The organism is Virgisporangium aurantiacum (genome assembly GCF_016863635.1).
Taxonomy (GTDB): domain Bacteria; phylum Actinomycetota; class Actinomycetes; order Mycobacteriales; family Micromonosporaceae; genus Virgisporangium; species Virgisporangium aurantiacum.
The window spans coordinates 202,113-219,722 of record NZ_BOPG01000022.1 but is presented as its reverse complement, the minus strand read 5'-3'; the positions used below and the strand labels follow the sequence as shown (position 1 = coordinate 219,722).

Sequence of the window (17,610 nt, the reverse complement as noted above, 5' to 3'; positions counted from 1 at the left end):
AGGCAACGGCGGCGGGCGAGGCAACGGCGGCGGGCGAGGCAACGGCGGCGGGCGAGGCAACGGCGGCGGGCGAGGCAACGGCGGCGGGCAGCACAACAGCCCCGGCGTGGCCAGATCTCGGTGCCGCCGTCGGGCGGGCCGTCGTCGAGGGAGTGGCCGACGTCGGGATCGTCATGTGCTGGACGGGCACCGGCACCGCCATCGCCGCCAACAAAGTGCCCGGCGTGCGGGCGGCCCTCGCGTGGGATCCGTGGATCGCCCGCGGGGCCCGGCTCTGGAACGACGCGAACGTGCTGGCCATGAGCCTCAAACGGCTCGCTCCCGACGTGGCGGTCGAGGTGACGGAGGCGTTCCTGGCCGTCGACACGCCCGACCCGGACGAGGCGGAGAACATCGCCGCGCTTGATCGGTTGCTGCCGCCCTAGAACCTTCGGTCTGTCGTCCACCCGTCAAAGTGCCCTGACCTGGGTATGCATGGAGTGCGATCTCGACAGATTGTGGCAGGCTGGAGACTCAGGGGGATCCAGCCTGGTGAGGGGGTCGGCGTGGCGGGGGGTCAGGCGGCACGAGCCGTACAGGTGACGCGGGTCGACCGCGGCGCCCGGGCGGTCCGGTCGAGCCTGCCGCCGGCACGGGTCCGGCAACTGCGCCGGGTCGCGCGTCCCCTGGAGGCTGTCCGCCAGGAGCAGCAGCGCCGCATCTGGCAGCGGACGGCGGCCAAGCGCGCGGCCCGCCAGGTCGAGACCGAGCAGGCCGTCCTCGAACGCGAACAGCGGCTGCGGGAGATCGGCGAGACGCCACCGGGTAACCGCGAGAACGGGCGACGCGGAAACGGAGACCGCGGGGAGCCGGAGACCTACGAGGGCTACGTCCGGCGGCGGAACGCCGAGGCGCGCGAGGCCACCGTCGCGGTCGGGGCGCGGTCGGCGGCGCTCGACGATCTGTGGACGACCGCGTTGGCCAGCCCGTTGCACGTCAGTTTCGGGTCGTTGCGGCGCAAGGTGACGGCCGAGCCGTTCGACGCCGGCGACCTGGCCACGCCGCTGGCCGAGCCGCAGCCGGAGGACTTCCAACCCGCCGGCGCCACCCTGCCGTCGTGGGTGCCCGGGCAGCGGGCCGCCCGCGAGCGGGCCCGGCAGGCCGCGTACGCCGACTACCGGCAGGCGAGGGCCGAGCACCGGGCCGCCGAGTTCGACCGGGTGCGGCGGCTGTCGGTCGCGCGGCTGGAGCACCAGCAGCGGGAGAACGCCATCGCGGCCGAGGCGAACGCCCACAACGCCACCGTCGACCGGCTCCGGGCCGGGTACCGCGAGCACGACCCGGGCGCGGTCGAGGAGTTCGCCCGCATCGTGCTGTCGGCCCGGTCGTGGCCGGATGGCGTCATGCTCCGGTGGCGGCTGACCTACCGGCCCGACTACTGCCAGATCGACGCCGAGTGCGACCTGCCCGGGCCGGAGATCGTCCCCGGCGTCCGGCGGTACCGGTACGTGGCGGCGGCCGACGCGATCCGCCGGCAACTGGTGCCGGAGGAGGAGTTGCGCCGGCGGTACGACGCCGCGGTCGAGCAGATCGCGCTGGTGGCCCTGTTCGACCTGTTCCACGCGCTGGCGCCCGACGTGGTCGACGTCGTACGCCTCGACGGCCGCCTCTCGGCGCCGCCGCCCGAGCCGGAGCCGCCGCTGGTCAGCGTCGCCGCGGCGCGGTCGGAATGGGACGCGCTGCCGCTGCGCGCCGAACCGCCGGCCGACCTGCTGCGCCGCCTCGACGCCCGGGTATCGCCAAGCCCGTACGACGCGGTGCCGGTAATACCCTGGTAAAACCTACTTCGACAGCGTCGAGCCGGACGTGTTCGGGCGGCTCGCGCCGAGGAAGAAGATGCCGGGCAGCCCGTCGGTCTCGAAGCCGGCGCTCGGGTTCCCCTTCAGCCGCGAGTTCAGGATCGACATCGTGCCGGTGCGGTCGTTGCTCACGAAGAAGATCGCGCCGCCGCCCTCGTTCGCCTTGTTGCCCTCGATGACCGTGCCGTTGAGCGTCAGCGTGTACTTGTCGCCGTCGCAGTAGATCGCGCCGCCGCTGCCGCCGCCCGGGGTGCCCGTCCGGGCCGGGTTCGCGCCCTTGCCGATCGCCTGGTTGTTCCGGAAGAGGCTGTTCAGCACCACCCACGACACGTGGATGCTGCTCAGGCCGGCACCGTTCGAGCAGACCCCGCCCTCGAACGTGCTGTTGACGACGTAGACCGGCAGGTCCTTGGACTGGTCGAACACGCGCAGCGCGGCGCCGCCGACGTCGGGGCCGGTCGACTCGCACTTGTTGTTCACGAACCGCGAGTTGATCACCTTGAACCGGCCGCCGCGCTGGAAGATCGCCCCACCGCCGCCGCCACCGTCGAACTCGGTGCGGGCGCCGTTGGAGTTGCCGTTCGTGAACGTCAGGTTCTGCACGGTCAGGTTGGGGGTGGCCTGGTCGGCGCAGTTGCCGCCGATCGAACCCTGTGCCTTGTCGCAGGTGTTCATGAACAGGATCCGGCGCTGGCCGGCGCCGCTGAGCGTCACCTTGCCCCCGCCGTCGAGAACCACGCGCGAGACGGTGTTGCGCACCTTCGCGGTCGCTTTCAAGGTGATCGTCACGGGGTCGGGTCCGCAGCTGAACGTCACGATCCCGCCGGCCGCGACCGCCGCGACCACCGCCTCCGACGTGCAACTCGCCGCGGTGCCGTTGCCGACCGTGCGATCGGGCTTCGACGTGTCGACCGCGCGGGCCTCGGCCGGGATCGCCGCCTTGCCGTTCGGGTTGCCCGCCTGCGGCAGGGCGGCGGCCGTGCGCGACGCCGACGCGGACGCCGAAGCCGACGGCGCACCCGACGCCGAGCCGGACGTCCCGGGCGCGGCGACCGCGTTGCCGGCCGGGTCGAGCCCGTCGCCGGTGCCGCGCGCGCCGGACTTCAGGCCGGCGCAGCCGGTGAGGACCAAGGCCGCGACCAGCGTCAAAGCCGACAAACGAGCGGTAACAGGGCGTGCGAGGAGGGGCCTGAACTGCACGCGTCGACTTTAGGGACGCCTGCGGGGCCGGCCGACCCCGTGTGCCCGTCTTAAGAAAGGCTTAAGACTACGAAAAGGTGAGCCGGGCGTTTTCCAGCGTTGTGTACCACTCGGATTCGGTGAAGGCAGGGCCGGTCTCCTCGCCGATGTAGACGTCGACGTGGCGGTCGCCGCCCAGGCCGGGCGTGAACTCGTCCCGGATGATCCATCGGGCCTCGCGCAGCCGGTCGCACACCTCGGCCGCGACGTCGTCGGCCGGGCCGCAGGAGGCGATCGTGAACTGCTTGCCGGCGCCCAGCACGTCGGCGTCGGCGGCGGCCGAGCGCCAGGGTTCCAGCACCCCGCCGGCGCTGTCGCGGGGTGCCGAGTCCAGCCAGAAGCCGACGTCGACCGACCAGTTCAGGTAGCGGCCGGCGTCGATCCGGCCGGTGCCCTCGTCGCGCACCGCCCGCACGAACGACGACGGGTAGGTACCGAGGTCGTCCGTGCCGGACGAGCACTCCAACCGAGGGCAACCGGTGACCCGCTCGGTCGCGCCGTCGTGGAACGAGGCGACCGCCGTGTAGTAGACGGTCACCGTCCACCCGTCCCCCGACGAAGCCGAGCACGACGAAAGTGCAAGGCAGAGGACCAGCACGAAGCGGATCACCGACCCAGTAAACGCCCTCTCAGCGGCGTGCGGTGCCGCGTCGCACACCGAGCCCGACGATCACCACCCCGGCGATCGCCACGATCGGCCCGACGACGGCCCACAGGGTCTGGCCCGTCATCGCGCTTCCCCCCAACACATTGAGCCCCTGCAACGTCCAGATCAGGCCCACCACCAGCATCAGGGCCCCGACCACCAGCAGGATCCAGCGCACCGCCAACACCCCCTCGCCCCCCGGGTTGTTCCATGGTCCCCACACGAAGCCCACCCGGCAACCAGAGAACGGAAGAACCACCGCGGATACCAAAAAAGCGCGGTAACGTCATTTTGTGGACGGTGCTGTGCTGCCTCTGTGGCTGTCCGCGATCGCGGCCCTGCTCACCGTCGGGTTGGCGGCGGTGTTGTCGATGGTCGCGCTGCGCGGCCAACGATCCGTGGTCAGCCAGTTGCGCATCATCCAGGACCTGTATCAACGGGACGCCGAGCAGCGCGCCCGTTCCCAGGCGCAACTCGTGGCGGCCTGGCCGGTGAGCGAGCGGTCGACGTACGAGTCGCTGCTCCGGCGCGGGATCGTGGGCGCCGCGGTGCGCAACGGGTCCGAGTCGCCGGTGTACGACGTCGAACTGATCTACCGGGACGCGCCGGCGGCCTGGATCGCGGTCCGCCAGCTCGGCACGGTGCCGCCGGCCGTCGCGGCCGAGGTCTTCGCCGGCTTCGACGAGGAGCGCACCGAGGGGACGCCGGACCCGTCGCGGGTCAACGAGGACGGCTCGATCAAGCTGGCGCCGTCGGCGGCGATGAAGGTGGAGATCCGGTTCACCGACGGGCTGGGCGTGCGGTGGTCGCGCGATTCCCAGGGCGTCCTCATCGAGCTGCCGCCCGGAACCCCGCCGATGTCGACGACCGCGCCCCAGGCCGAGGTCGAACCCGTCCAGTTGTAGACAGCATTTTCCCGGCCGGATCCCTTGTGCCCGGCCGATGTCATGCCGAACGTGAAACTCCTTCGGCTATTGGATGACATTTTCAACTCGTAACCCCTAGGGGCCGGCTGCCACCCTGAGCTGGACGCGAAAAGGCGTCATTAGCTCAATCCACATCACACCGGGCGCTTCCGCGTCCGGCTCCGCCGTGCCTGAATACGAGAAGGGAAGGCCGCCGTGCAGCATCAATTCGCAGCTGTGGCCCCCACGGACGGGTTCCGTCCGGCGGCCGCTCCCGGTCGCTTACTGTCCACTGTGGACGCCCGTGGCACCGGCCTCGGCCGGTGGGAGCGGAACACGCTCGTCGTCACCGACGTCACCACGATGGCGGCCCTCTCGACCGTCGCCGGTTCCACGGCGCCGGCCACCGCGACCCGCACCGTCCTGTGCGTGGTGCTGTTCGCGGTCGCCGGCCTGTACCGGCCGCGGCTGCACTTCTCCCCGCTGGACGACGTGACGCGCGCGCTGCTGTGCATGGTCGCCGTCCTTCCGCTCGGAGCCTGGTGGAAGCTACCTACGTTGCTGGCGCCGCCCTGGTTCACCGCGGCGCCTTTTTTGTGGCCGGTGGCCATGTTCGGCGGCTTCCTGATCGCCCGGTCGATCACCTACAAGGCGATCCACGGCACCCGCCGGCGCACCGTCGGTGCCTCGGCGGTCGTCGTCGGCACCGGCTCGATCGGCCTGCGCGTGGCCGAGATCCTGCGCGACGACCCGGCCTTCGGGCTGTGCCCGGTCGGTGTCGTCGGTCCGGCACCGGTCACGGGCGAGGAGACGCCGGTCCGGCGGCTCGGTGACGCCGACGACCTGGACGTCGTCATCGCCGAACACCGCCCCGACGCCGTCGTGGTGACGTTCCCCGGCACGCCCGACGAGGACCTGGTCGGCACGCTGCGTGAGTGCCGGCGGCTGGGCGTCACGGTGTTCGTCGTCCCGCGGCTGTTCGACCTCGCGGTGCGGAGCACCGAACTGGTGCACGGGATCCCGCTGGTGCGCCTGCCCGCCGGCCGGGGCGCGATCGCCCGGGCGGCAAAGCGGCTCGTGGACGTCATGGGTGCCGGCTCGGGGCTGCTGCTGCTCTCGCCGGTGCTGCTGGCGTGCGCGCTGCTGGTGCGGGCGGAGTCGCGCCGGGCCAAGGTCATCTTCCGGCAGGAGCGGATCGGGCAGGACGACCGGCCGTTCACCATCATGAAGTTCCGCTCGCTCACCCCGTCGTCGGACCTCGAGTCGCAGGTGCGCTGGAACATCAACAACGACGCGCGGGTGGGCCGGCTCGGCCGGCTGCTGCGCAACTCGTCGCTCGACGAACTGCCGCAACTGCTCAACGTTCTCCGCGGCGACATGTCGCTGGTGGGCCCGCGGCCCGAGCGCCCGTTCTTCGTCGAGCAGTTCCGCCGCACGTACACCGGCTACGGCGACCGGCACCGCATGCCGGTCGGCATCACCGGGTGGGCACAGATCCACGGGCTGCGCGGCGACACGTCGATCGAGGAGCGGACCCGCTTCGACAACTACTACATCGAGAACTGGTCGCTGGGCCTGGACCTGAAGATCATGGCCCGCACCGTCGGCTCGATGCTGAGCATCAACCGGAAGTGACGCCATGACGAGCATGACCGTTCACCCGCCGCACCGATGGCGCAGCCTCCCGTTGCACGTCGCCCTGACCCCCTTGGCATCGCTGCTCGCCGTCGGCCACGCGGTGGTGAAGCGCCCCAGCATCCTCGTGGCCGCCGCCCTGCTGATCGTCTGCGTCCCCAGCCCCTACCAGGACCTCGGGGCCAGCGTCACGGTCGCCGACGCCGTCGCCAGCCTCGCCGTGATCGCCGTCGCGGTGCGCATGAACCGGATCCGCTCCCGGCGCGGCTGGATTCCTTACGCCGCCGTGATCGTGGCCCTCGCCTGCGCCACCCTCGGCGCCCAGGACATCGGCGAGAGCGTGCGCGGGTTCGTGCGTTACGCCGAACTGTTCGTGCTCGTACCGGTCGCGGTCGCGATGTCCATCAAGGACCGGCTCGACATGGCCCTCGTCGCCGGCGCGATGATCCTCACCACGGTCGTCGAGGGCATCGTCGGCGTCTACCAGTCGGTGACCGGCACCGGCGCCTCCTACGCCGGCGACTACGTGCGCGCGGTCGGCACGTTCGGTGCCGAACAGGTGCTCGCGATGGGCGCGCTGATCGGCTACGGCATCGTGGTGACGCTCGCGCTCGCGCTGGCGTGTACGGGTCGCCTGCGGGTGCACCTCGTCGGGCTGACCCTGGCCCTCGGCCTGCCGCTGGCGCTGTCGCTGAGCCGCGGCGCGTGGATCGCCACCGCGGTCGCGCTCGCGGTCGTGCTGATCGCCTGGAACTGGAAGGCCGCCGCGATGTGCGGCGCGCTGCTCGTCGTCGTCCTCGGCGGGCTGACGTTGAGCGGCAACAAGACCTCCGCGACCTACACCGAGCGGGTCACCAGCATCGGATCGTCGGGCAGCGCGCCCGACCGGTCGGTGCAGGACCGGTACGCGTTGTGGGGCGCGGCCGTCGGCATGTGGCGCGACCACCCGGTGTTCGGCGTCGGGCTCAAGGACTTCCACCGCTACCGCGACACCTACGCGCCGATGTCGCTGTCGGCCGGCAGCGACGTCGACGACCTCACCGCGGGGTTCCGCCGCGAACCGCTGCTGTCGGCTCACAACCAGTACCTCATGGTGCTCAGCGAGCAGGGCGTGGTCGGCGCGGTCGCGTTCGGCGGCCTGCTGCTGGCGCTGGGCGCCAGCGCGGTGCGCCGCCGGGCGGCGTCCACTGTGGAGCACCGGTTCCTCGACCTCGTCGCGCCCGGCCTGCTCGTGTGGACGCTCATCGACTTCAGCTACGGCGACATCGGCGCCGGCCCCACGGGTGTGGTGCTGGCGGTGTCGTTCGGCCTGATCGCGCGCCGCGGCCTGATCGTGCCTCGTTCGGAGGACCCGACATGACCGTCGATACTCACAAGGGTCTCGTCCGCGCGGCCGTCGTCACCGTCGCCATCACGCTGTCCGGCTCGCTGCTGGGGTTCGTGCGGGACCTGCTCATCGCGCGCTACTTCGGCGCCGACGGCGGCACCGACGCGTTCCTCGTCTCCTGGACCGTGCCGGAGACCGCGTTCCCGCTCGTGGTCGAGGGCGCGATGGCCTTCCTCCTGGTGCCGTTGTTCAGCCGTGCGCTGGCCGACGGCCGGGAACCGCGCGACGTCGTGGCGGCGACGCTGCCGCGCATCGTGGTGGTGCTGTCGCTGGCGTCGATCGCGGTGGTGGCGTTCGCGCCGTGGATCGTGCGGCTGATCGCGCCCGGCCTCGCCGATCCCGCGCTCGCCGTCACCTGCACCCGGCTGACCGCGCTGACGATCCTCACGTTCGGCGTCGCCGGTTACGTGAGCGCGGCGCTGCGCGCCAAGCACGTGTTCGGCGCGCCGGCCACCATCCACCTCGCCTCCAACGTCGGCATCCTGGCGCTGATCTGGTCGCTGCACGGCCGGTTCGGCATCGTCAGCGCCGCGGCGGGTGTCGCGGTGGGCGGGGCGCTGATGGTGCTGGCGCAGCTGCCGAGCTTCCTGCGCCACGTCGGGCTGCCGCGCCGGATCAGCGTCCGCGGGAGTTCGCTCGTGACGCTCGGCGCGTTCGCGCCGCTGGCCGTCTACACGCTGAGCCGGCAGGCGCAGGTGTTCGTCGAGCGGTTCCTCGGCTCGCACCTGGAACCGGGGACGATCTCGCACCTGAACTACGCGCAGAAGATCGCCCAGTTGCCGATGCTGGTGGCGCTGCTGGTGTGCACGGTCACGTTCCCGACGTTGGCGAAGAACGTTGCCGCGCAACAGATTTCGGCGGCGCGCAAGCGGGTCGAGGAGGACCTGCGTACGGTGACTGCGCTCATCTTCGTCGCGGCCGCGTACCTGATCGTGTTCGCACCGGCGGTGATCGGGCTGCTGCTCGAACACGGCGCGTTCACCGCCGCCGACACCGACGCTACCGCCGCCATCATGCGGGTGTACGCGTTCGGCCTGTTCGGCCACGCGATGGTCGGCGTGCTGTGCCGGCCGTTCTTCACCGGCGAGCGGCCGCTCTGGTTCCCGGCCATGGCGATGGGCGCCGGCCTCGCCGTGAACGCGGTGCTCGCCGCGGTGGCGGTGCCGCACTTCGGCGGGCCGGCGATCGCGGCCGCTAACGGCATCGGCATCACGTTGACCGCCGTGCTGCTGCTGATCGGCATGCGGCGCACGGTGATCGCGGTCTCCCTCGGGTCGCTGGGCGCGGCGTCCGCGCGGCTCGGCGTGGCGGCGGCCGTCGCGGCCGGCGCGGGTGTCCTTTGTGGACGCGTGACGCACGGCGCCGTGGCCGCATTCTCCGGCGGCGTGGTGATGCTCGTCGTCTTCGTCGCGGCCGCCCATCTGCTCGGGGAGAAGGTGCGTCGTGGCAACTGAACCCGTGATCCTCATGTACCACTCGGTCGAGCCCTACACCGAGGACCCGTACCGCGTCACGGTCCGGCCGGAGCGGTTCGAGCGCCAACTGCGGTGGCTGCGCCGGCGCGGGCTGCGCGGGGTGTCGATGCGCGAACTGCGCGCCGCGCCCGACCCGCGCGGGCTGGTCGGCTTGACGTTCGACGACGGCTACGCCGACTTCGTCGCCCGGGTCGTGCCGGCGCTGCGCCGGTACGGCTTCACGGCGACGGTCTACGTCGTGACCGGCGAACTCGGCAACCACAACGCGTGGGACGCCGCCGGCCCGCGCAAGCCGCTGATGACCGCCGACGACGTGCGCCGCGTCGCCGACGCCGGCATCGAGGTCGGCTCGCACAGCCTGACCCATCCCCGACTGACCACAGTGGACGATGCCGCCCTCCAGGACGAGATCGGCGCGAGCCGGATCGCGTTGCAGGAACTGGTGCGGGGCCCCGTCGACGGGTTCTGCTACCCGTACGGCGCGGTCGGCGGGCGCGAGGTGGCGATGGTGTCGGCCGCCGGATACGCGTACGCGTGCGCCGTCGGCGCCCGCAGCATCGACGGCCCGCACGCGTTGCCGCGTACCTACATCGGCGACCGGGACTCGTCGCCCCGCCTGCACGCCAAGTGGATCCGGCACGGCCTGCGCAACCGCAAGGTGGGTGCGCGATGAGGGTCCTGCACGTGATCACCGGTCTCAACGCCGGCGGCGCCGAGCACCAGTTGCGGCTGCTGCTGCGCGGTCTCGACGGCATCGAGTGCGAAGTGGTGACGCTCACCGACCCCGGCCCGGTCGCCGACGCGATCCGCGCCGACGGCGTGCCGGTGCACGTCCTGCGGATGCGGGGCAACAACGACGTCACCGCGCTGCCCCGCCTGGTGCGGCTGATCCGCGCGGGCCGGTTCGACGTGGTGCACACGCACCTGTACCGGGCCTGCGTCTACGGTCGCGTCGCCGCCCGGCTCGCCGGGGTGCGGCACGTCGTGGCGACCGAGCACTCGCTGGGCGACGGGCAGATCGAGGGCCGGCGCACCACCGCGGCCGTCCGCGCGCTGTACCTGGCCGCCGAACGGATCGCGGCCGGGCCGACGGTCGCCGTGTCGCAGGCGGTCGAGCAGCGGCTGGTCGCCTGGGGCGTCAGGCCGTCGCGGATCACGGTGATTCCCAACGGGATCGATCCCGCCGAACTCGCCTTCGACGAGCGCAGGCGCCGCGCGACCCGGGCCCGGTACGGCATCGCCGCCGACGCGCGGGTGGTCGGCGGCCTCGGCCGGCTGGAGCCGACCAAGCGGTTCGACATCCTGATCGAGGCGGTCCGCACGCTCCCGGACGTCACCCTGCTCCTGGTCGGCGACGGCTCGGCCCGGCAGCAGTTGGAGGCGCAGGCAAAATGCATCGCCGACCGCGTGGTGTTCGCGGGCGCCACCGATCACGCGCGGGACGCGTTGTGCGCCATGGATCTCCTCGCCGCACCGAGCGAGCAGGAGACGTTCAACCTCGCCGTCCTGGAGGCGTTGGCGAACGGACTGCGGGTGCTCTACACCACCTGCCCGCCGCTCGACGAGGTGGCCGAACCCGTTGTGGTGGCGACGAAGCTGCCGCCCGAGGCGGCACGATACCGCGAGGCAATCCGCGTGGAACTCTCCACAATGGACGCCAGAGACGCGGCACAGACCCCTTACGCCGCCGGCGCGCTCGCTGACGCGGTGCGTGACCTCTACGCGAACCTGGCGAACCGCTCACCGCAAGCAGCAGGGAAACGACGATGACCGCACAGATCCTCCGCCGCCTCGTGCACAAGTTCGGGCTGCTGCTGGTGCTCACCGTTCTCGGTGGCACCGCCGGCGCCGTGTACAGCGCCACCAAGACGCCCACCTACCAGGCGACGGCGTACGTCGTGGTGACCGCCGAAGCCGGTGAACCGTTCGCCGCCGTCAACTTCGCGCAGGCCTACGGCCGGGTCGCCACCACCGGCCCCGCGGCGGAGAACGCCACGAAGACCATCGGCGCCGGAGCCGCCCGCGACCTCGCCCGGGTCACCGCGTCGACGTCACCGGACGCACCGGTCATCGAGATCACCGCGACCGGCACCGACGCCGGCCGGGTCCAGCTCGTGGCGAACGCGGTCGCGCAGGGTCTCATCGACTTCGCCGGCACCCGCCGGACCGAGACCCGCGTCGGGGTGTCGATGCTGGCGCAGGCGGCGAAGCCGACCAAACCGTCGTCGCCGAAACCGCCGCTGGAACTGGCCGTCGGTGCGGCCGCCGGGCTGCTGCTGGCCGGGCTGGCGGCGTTGGCCGGGGTGGGCCGCTCGGCGATCGCCCGCCGCCGCGACACCGAGACCGGCGAACCGGCGCCGGTCGGCGGGAACAGCGCGGCGACCCAGCACATCGTGGCCACGGGTCCGGGCGTCAGGGCGACGGTGCCGGTGCCGGTGCAACGCAGGCCGGCGATCGCGAACCGGAGCCCCACCCTGTCGGCCCTCGTGGGCGAGGTGTTCAACGCCCCCGCCGCCCCGCGCGCCACGGTGTCGGCCAGCGCACCGGTGAGCACCCCGCCGGCCACCGAGGAACCGGACGACCCCGCGTCGACCGTGAAGACGTCGCGCATCGTCGGCCGCGCCGTCGTGATCTACCGGGAGGAATCGTGACCACCATTCTCGCTCCACAGTGGACGGTCGAGATCAGGCACGATCTCACCGGCCTCCGTCCGGAGTGGACGGACCTCTTCCGCCGCTGCGCCGAAGCCACCCCGTTCCAGTCCTACGCCTGGAACCATGCCTGGTGGGCGGCGTACGGGGAGAACGGGCGGCTGCGCGTCGTGCTCGTGCGCCGCGGCGGCACGCTGGTGGCGGCGGCCGCATTCACGCTCGTCCGGCGGGGCGGGTGCGCCGTGCTGGTGCCGGTCGGCGGCGCGTTCTCCGACTTCACCGACGTGCTCGCCGACGACACCTGCCGCGCCGACGCGGTGCGCGAACTCGCCGGCGCCCTCCGCGCGATGCGCGGCTGGCAGGCCGTCGACTTTCCCGAGGTCCGGCCCGGCGGCGTCGCCACGCGGCTCGCCGCCGGCTGGCGGTCGAGCGTCGTGCTCCCCGCGTCGCTGTGCCTGGAACTGCCGGCGCAGGACTTCGAGGCGTTCGTCAGGGACCTGCCCGCGCACGCCCGCAAGACCGTGCGCCGCCGCGTCAACCAGCTCGCCAAACTCGGCCTCGACATCCGCGCCGTCGAGCCGGCGGACGCGGAACGGTCCACAGTGGACCTGCTGCGGCTGCACAGGGACCAGTGGCAGGGCCGCGGCGGCAACGCCGAACACCTGCGGCCGGCATTCGCGCAGCACCTCGCGGCGGCCGTACCCACGATGATCGCCGACGGCCAGGCCGTACTGCTGGAGTACCGCCTCGACGGCGCGCACGTCGCGTCGAACCTCGTCGTCGTCGGCACCGACCTCGCCGGCGGCTACCTCTACGGCGCCGACCCGTCGCTGCGCGACAAACTTGACGTCACCACGCTGCTCATCTCGACCACGCTCCCGGTCGCCGTCGACCACGGCTGCGCCACGATGAGCATGCTGCGCGGCGCCGAACCCTACAAGCAGCGCTGGCGCCCCACCGAGTCGGTCAACCGCCGCGTGCTGCTCGTGCGCGCCGGCAGCCCGCGCGGCCACGCCTACGCGGCCGCGGTCCGCGCCCGCGCCGCCGCCGTCCGGTTCGCCAAGTCCCGCGCCCCCTGGCTCCGCACCGTCCGCGCCTCCTCCTTCCGGATCTTGGACTCCGTGAGGTGCTACAGCCCCTTCAGGAGTCCAAGATCCGCGAGCGACGCAAGCGGGGTGGACCGGTGAGTACGGCGGTTCTGCATGTGGCGCAACCGGTCGACGGTGGGGTGGCCGCGTACGTTCTCGCGGCCTGCAAGGATCAGGTGGCCCGCGGCTGGCGGGTCGCCGTCGCCTGTCCCGATGGGAGGCTCGCCGAAAGTCTTGCCGACGCCGGGATTCCGCGCGTTACGTGGAGCGCCGGGCGCAACCCCGGCCGGAATTCGCTCGGGGAGGCGCGGCGGCTGGCGGCGATCGTCGAGCGGTACCGGCCCGACGCGCTGCACCTGCACGCGTCGAAGGCCGGGCTCGCCGGGCGGTTGCGCACCCGGTTCGGCCGCCGGCTGCCGACGCTGTTCCAGCCGCACGGCTGGTCGTGGCTCGCCGTCGACGGGCGGCTGCGCGCCGCCAGTGTGGCCTGGGAACGGGCCGCCGCGCGGTGGACCGACCTGTTCGTGTGCGTCGGTGCCGCCGAGGCGGAAGCCGGCCGGGAGCAGCACGTCGCGGGGCGGTACACGGTGGTCCGCAACGGCGTCGACCGTAGCCGGTACACGGTTGCCGGGCCGGCCGAGCGGGCCGCCGCCCGGCACCGCCTCGGCCTCGACCCGGACGCGCCGCTCGCGGTCTGCGTGGGGCGGGTCACCCGGCAGAAGGGCCAGGACGTGCTTCTCGCCGCCTGGCCACACGTCCGGCACGCCGTGCCGGACGCGCACCTCGCGCTGGTCGGCGACGGCGACCTGCTCGCCGGCCTCGCCGCCACCGCCGGCAGTTCGGGCGCGGGCGGTTTGGGCGCGGGCGGTTTGGGCGCGGGCGGTTCGGGCGCGGCCGGCTTGGCGGGCGGTTCGGGCGTGGCCGGCCCGGCGGGCTTTCCGCGCACCACGCCCGACGGCGTGACGTTCGCCGGTGCCGCCGCCGATGTGCGGCCGTGGCTGGCGGCCGCCGACGTGGTGGTGCTGCCGTCGCGGTGGGAGGGGTTGCCGCTCACCGTGTTGGAAGCGTTCGCCTGTGGACGGGCCGTGGTCGCGAGCCGTGTGCCGGGGCTCGCCGAGGTGGTGCCGTCGACGGTCGGTGCCCTGGTGCCGCCGGACGATCCGGGGGCGCTGGCCGGTGCCCTCGCCCGGCGGCTGGGTGACGCCGACCGGTGCCGGGTCGAGGGTGACGCGGCCGCGGCCCACGCGGCGCGGTTCGACCTGCGGCACACGTTCGACCGGCTGGCCGCGGCCACGACAACCGCCGTGGAAAGGACGGGACTGCGATGAAGGTTCTCACCGGAGCCGGCACCGGCCGGCGCGGCACCTGCCCCTACATTGACATCGATCTTGCCGAACCGCGGTTCTGGCGGCAGCCGGTGACCCGGCGCGAGGAGGCGTTCGCCCGGCTGCGGCACCTGCCCGAGCCGGTGTACTTCGTGGAGCGGCCGGCCGCACGTGGTAGGCCGATGACCGGGTTCCACGCCCTCGTGCGGCACCAGGACGTCGTCGACGCGAGCCGCCGCTCCGACGATTTCATCAGCGGCCCCGGCGTGACCACACCGAAGCCGGCGCGCTGGGTGCGGTTCGTGTTCGGCGACTCGATGGTCAACCTCGACGACCCGGAGCATGCCCGGCTGCGCGGCATCGTGCAGAAGGCGTTCACGCCGCGGGTCATCGCGAAGATCACCGACGACATGCGCACCGTCGCCACGGAAATCGTGGACGAGGTGGTGGCGCGCAAGGACGGCGACTTCGTGGACCTGGTGGCCGCCCAGCTACCGCTGCGCGTGATCTGCGCGATGATGGGCATCCCCGCGAAGTACCGGTCGACGCTGCTCGCCCGGCTCAACCGGACCACCGAGCACGCCGGCGTGCGGGTGCCGCGCTGGCGGCGCCTGCCCGGCCGCAGCCTGTTCGCGCTGGCCCGCCTGCAACGGGTGGTCGCCCGGGTGGCCCGGCAGCGCCGCCGCCACCCCGAGGACGACCTCGTCTCCGCGCTCGTCGCGGCGAAGCTGAATTCGCGCGAACTGGGGGCGTTCTTCTCCCTGCTGCTGGTGGCCGGCGTGGAGACCACCCGCAACGCGATCGCGCACGGGCTGCGCCTGCTCACCGAGAACCCGGCACAGCGCGCGCTGCTCGTCGAGGACTTCGACACGTACGAGCGCGGCTTCGTCGAGGAACTGGTGCGGCACTCGACGCCGATCATCCAGTTCCGCCGCACGGTCGCCCGGGAGACCGTCCTCAACGGGTACCGGCTCGGCGCGGGCGACGAGGTCGTGCTGTTCTACAACTCCGCCAACCGCGACGAGACGGTGTTCGCCGACCCGAACCGGTTCGACGTCACCCGGTCGCCGAACCCGCACGTCGGCTTCGGCGGCGGCGGGCCGCACTTCTGCCTCGGCACCGCGCTCGCGCGGCAGGAGATCTCCGTGCTGTTCCGCGAGCTGCTGACCCGCCTGCCGGACATCCGCTCGGTCGGCGAGCCGGAGCTCGTGCCGTCGAACTTCGACAACCGGATCGCCCGCCTCAGCTTCGCGACAGGAGCACACAGTGAGTAGGAAAGTGCGTAGGACGCTGGGGTTCGGCGCCGTGGCGGTGGGCGTCATATCTGCTCTTGCTCTTGTCTTTGCTCTTGGTGACGACGGGCCCGGCGGCCGGGCGGTGGCCGTGCCCCCGCCGGCGCACCAGGACGGTGACGGGCCGCCGCTCCCGGTCGGGCAGACCGGCGGGTGGGAGATGGCGTTCAGCGACGAGTTCGACGGGTCGTCGCTCGACGCGGGGCGGTGGGCCGACGAGTCGGGCGCCGAGGCCGACAACGGGCGCGGCAACAAGAAGAACAAGCAACTGGAGTGGAACCAGGCCGCGAACTGCGCGGTCGGCGACGGCGAGTTGACGATGACCGCGCGGCGGGAGGCGGTGACGTCGCCGTCGGGGGAGCGGTACGAGTGGACGTCGTGCCTGATCTCCAGCACGCCGTCGTACGGGTTCCGGTACGGGTACGTGGAGGAGCGGGCCGTGCTGCCGCGGGCGCGCGGCTTCTGGCCGGCGCTGTGGACGTGGCAGGCGCCGTTCGAGAACCGCTACATCGAGACCGACGTGTACGAGTTCTACTCGGAGACGCGGCACCGGCTCGACCTGACGCAGCACTCGGGCGCGGGCGGCAACTGCAAGCCGGCGCTGCCGTTCGACCCGGCCGACGGGTGGCACACCTACGGGGCGGCGATCGAGGAGTCCGGAACGACCTGGTATGTCGACGGGGTCGAGGTCTGCCGCACGCCGGCCACCTCGGACGGGGTGACCAACATCGTGTCGAATCTGGCGGTGTTCGCGGAGGTCCCGCCGGCGGCGGGCACCACCGAAGCGGTAAAGCGGGTCGATTACATCAGGGCCTGGGAGCGCTAATTATAATTGACGTGCGTCAATAGGTTTCAATTTTACCGTGACGGCGTAGGAGAGCGGGAGCAGCAGCGCCAGCACCACGAACGACGGCGCGATCACGCCGGTGCCGTGGCGGCCGACCAGCAGGCCGATCACGGCCGGGCAGATCACCGCGCCGAGCGACGCGGCGCCGATCTGCAGGCCGACGGCCGGGCCGGCGAGGTCGGCGCCGACGCGGTCGGCGGTGGTCAGCGTGAGCAGCGGGAACACCGGCGCGGCGAAGAGGCCGATCAGCAGCACGCCGAACACGGTGACCGGTGCCGGTGCGGGCAGCACGGCGACGAGCGCGCCGGCAAGCATCCCGCCCAGGCAGCCGACCAGCGCCTTCCCGCCGGGCAGGCGGTCGGCGACCGCGCCGTAGACGATCCGGCCGGCGAACAGCGCGCCCCAGTACGCCGAGACGCAGGTGCCGGCGACGCCGGTGGACAGGTGACGGCCGTCGGTGAGCAGGGTGAACGTCCAGAGGGCGACGGCCACTTCGGTGCCGGTGTAGAGCGCGAACGTCAGCGCGCCCAGCCAGACGGTCGGCAGCATCAGGGCTCCGCGCGGCGGTTCCGGCTCCGCTTCGGTTTGTCGGGGACGGTCCCAGGACCGGGCGGTGACCGCGAACGCGACCGCCAGCAGCCCCTGCACCGCCGCGGTGAGGCCGTACCCCCACCGCCAGCCGAGCCCGGCGCCGAGCACCGACGTCATGATCAGGGGACCGAGGGTCGCGCCGAAGCCGAAGCTGGCGTGCAGCCAGTTCATGTGCCGGGCGCCGAAGTGCTCGGCGGCGTAGACGTTGAGTCCGGCGTCGATCGCGCCCGAGCCGAGGCCCACCAGCACCGCGCCGACCAGGGCCAGGGCGAACACCGGCGCGGCCGCGTACGCGGTGAGCCCGAGCGCGACGAGGCCGGTGCTGCCGGCGAGCAGCCGCCCGACGCCCAGCTTCGCCAGCGCGAACCCGGTGGACACGCTCGACATCAGGTAGCCGGTGACGCCGACGGTCAGGATCAGGCCGACCGCCTCGATCGACACCCCGAACGTCGCGCGCATCGACGGCCAGCCGACCCCGAGCAGCGCGTCGGGCAGGCCGAGGCTGATGAAGCCGAGGTAGGCGAGCCCGAGCAGGGCCCCGCCGGAGAGCCGCATGAGATCCAATCGTGCCGTACGTGTTCGCGGCATACCCCGTTCGGGGGACGGAAATGCGACACCGAAGTCCGACATGCCACTTACGCGCGCCGATAGCGGACGCGAAAGCTTGCACAAATACGAATTGCCGGCGCTT

At 72.5% G+C, this 17,610-nt stretch carries 17 protein-coding genes; 13 read left to right on the top strand and 4 right to left on the bottom strand.

Annotated elements, in window-relative coordinates; genetic code table 11:
• Together Vau01_RS65020 and Vau01_RS17225 are read left to right on the top strand one after the other, a co-directional pair.
• The coding region (locus tag Vau01_RS65020) for an RpiB/LacA/LacB family sugar-phosphate isomerase (RefSeq protein WP_203993450.1) at nt 1-425 on the top strand (425 nt) is incomplete at its 5' end.
• Nucleotides 426-545: 120 nt separating this feature from the next.
• Nucleotides 546-1,817, top strand: a complete 1,272-nt coding sequence (locus Vau01_RS17225; RefSeq protein ID WP_203993448.1) for a hypothetical protein — start codon at nt 546-548, stop codon at nt 1,815-1,817.
• Nucleotides 1,818-1,820: 3 nt separating this feature from the next.
• Here Vau01_RS17225 and Vau01_RS17220 read toward each other — a convergent pair whose 3' ends face one another.
• The 3 genes from Vau01_RS17220 to Vau01_RS17210 form a co-directional block, all read right to left on the bottom strand.
• Nucleotides 1,821-2,987 (bottom strand): hypothetical protein, encoded by a 1,167-nt coding sequence (locus Vau01_RS17220; protein ID WP_239151648.1) that lies wholly within the window; start codon nt 2,985-2,987, stop codon nt 1,821-1,823.
• A 118-nt stretch (nt 2,988-3,105) separates the two neighbouring features.
• Nucleotides 3,106-3,687 (bottom strand): hypothetical protein, encoded by a 582-nt coding sequence (locus Vau01_RS17215; RefSeq protein ID WP_203993446.1) that lies wholly within the window; start codon nt 3,685-3,687, stop codon nt 3,106-3,108.
• A gap of 19 nt (nt 3,688-3,706) precedes the next feature.
• Nucleotides 3,707-3,901, bottom strand: coding sequence for a hypothetical protein (locus Vau01_RS17210; protein WP_239151647.1), 195 nt, complete (start codon nt 3,899-3,901; stop codon nt 3,707-3,709).
• 115 nt (nt 3,902-4,016) lie between these two features.
• Between Vau01_RS17210 and Vau01_RS17205 the strand changes: the two genes are divergently transcribed.
• From Vau01_RS17205 to Vau01_RS17155, 11 genes are all read left to right on the top strand, one after another.
• Nucleotides 4,017-4,628 (top strand): hypothetical protein, encoded by a 612-nt coding sequence (locus Vau01_RS17205; protein WP_203993444.1) that lies wholly within the window; start codon nt 4,017-4,019, stop codon nt 4,626-4,628.
• A 237-nt stretch (nt 4,629-4,865) separates the two neighbouring features.
• The gene (locus Vau01_RS17200; RefSeq protein ID WP_203993442.1) at nt 4,866-6,263 is read left to right on the top strand and encodes a sugar transferase; all 1,398 of its coding nucleotides are present in this window, start codon (nt 4,866-4,868) and stop codon (nt 6,261-6,263) included.
• Nucleotides 6,264-6,267: 4 nt separating this feature from the next.
• On the top strand, nt 6,268-7,623 hold the full coding sequence (locus tag Vau01_RS17195; protein ID WP_203993440.1) for an O-antigen ligase family protein: 1,356 nt from the start codon (nt 6,268-6,270) through the stop codon (nt 7,621-7,623).
• Nucleotides 7,620-9,104 (top strand): murein biosynthesis integral membrane protein MurJ, encoded by a 1,485-nt coding sequence (gene murJ, locus Vau01_RS17190; protein WP_203993437.1) that lies wholly within the window; start codon nt 7,620-7,622, stop codon nt 9,102-9,104. Before Vau01_RS17195 ends, murJ begins: the two co-directional genes overlap by 4 nt.
• A complete protein-coding gene (locus Vau01_RS17185) occupies nt 9,094-9,798 on the top strand; it encodes a polysaccharide deacetylase family protein (RefSeq protein WP_203993434.1) in 705 nt (234 codons plus the stop codon). The genes murJ and Vau01_RS17185 overlap by 11 nt, the downstream gene beginning before the upstream one ends.
• Complete coding sequence (locus Vau01_RS17180; protein ID WP_203993432.1) at nt 9,795-10,895, top strand: glycosyltransferase; 1,101 nt, start codon at nt 9,795-9,797, stop codon at nt 10,893-10,895. Before Vau01_RS17185 ends, Vau01_RS17180 begins: the two co-directional genes overlap by 4 nt.
• Complete coding sequence (locus Vau01_RS17175; RefSeq protein WP_203993430.1) at nt 10,892-11,776, top strand: Wzz/FepE/Etk N-terminal domain-containing protein; 885 nt, start codon at nt 10,892-10,894, stop codon at nt 11,774-11,776. Before Vau01_RS17180 ends, Vau01_RS17175 begins: the two co-directional genes overlap by 4 nt.
• Nucleotides 11,773-12,963: a GNAT family N-acetyltransferase gene (locus tag Vau01_RS17170; protein ID WP_203993427.1), complete on the top strand. Its 1,191-nt coding sequence runs from the start codon at nt 11,773-11,775 to the stop codon at nt 12,961-12,963. Before Vau01_RS17175 ends, Vau01_RS17170 begins: the two co-directional genes overlap by 4 nt.
• A complete protein-coding gene (locus tag Vau01_RS17165; protein WP_203993425.1) occupies nt 12,960-14,192 on the top strand; it encodes a glycosyltransferase in 1,233 nt (410 codons plus the stop codon). Before Vau01_RS17170 ends, Vau01_RS17165 begins: the two co-directional genes overlap by 4 nt.
• Nucleotides 14,189-15,463: a cytochrome P450 gene (locus Vau01_RS17160; protein ID WP_203993423.1), complete on the top strand. Its 1,275-nt coding sequence runs from the start codon at nt 14,189-14,191 to the stop codon at nt 15,461-15,463. The genes Vau01_RS17165 and Vau01_RS17160 overlap by 4 nt, the downstream gene beginning before the upstream one ends.
• On the top strand, nt 15,456-16,307 hold the full coding sequence (locus Vau01_RS17155) for a glycoside hydrolase family 16 protein (RefSeq protein ID WP_203993421.1): 852 nt from the start codon (nt 15,456-15,458) through the stop codon (nt 16,305-16,307). Before Vau01_RS17160 ends, Vau01_RS17155 begins: the two co-directional genes overlap by 8 nt.
• Here the strand turns inward: Vau01_RS17155 and Vau01_RS17150 are convergent, their stop codons facing one another.
• Nucleotides 16,308-17,474 (bottom strand): MFS transporter, encoded by a 1,167-nt coding sequence (locus tag Vau01_RS17150; RefSeq protein WP_203993419.1) that lies wholly within the window; start codon nt 17,472-17,474, stop codon nt 16,308-16,310.
• Nucleotides 17,475-17,610: the final 136 nt, after the last annotated feature.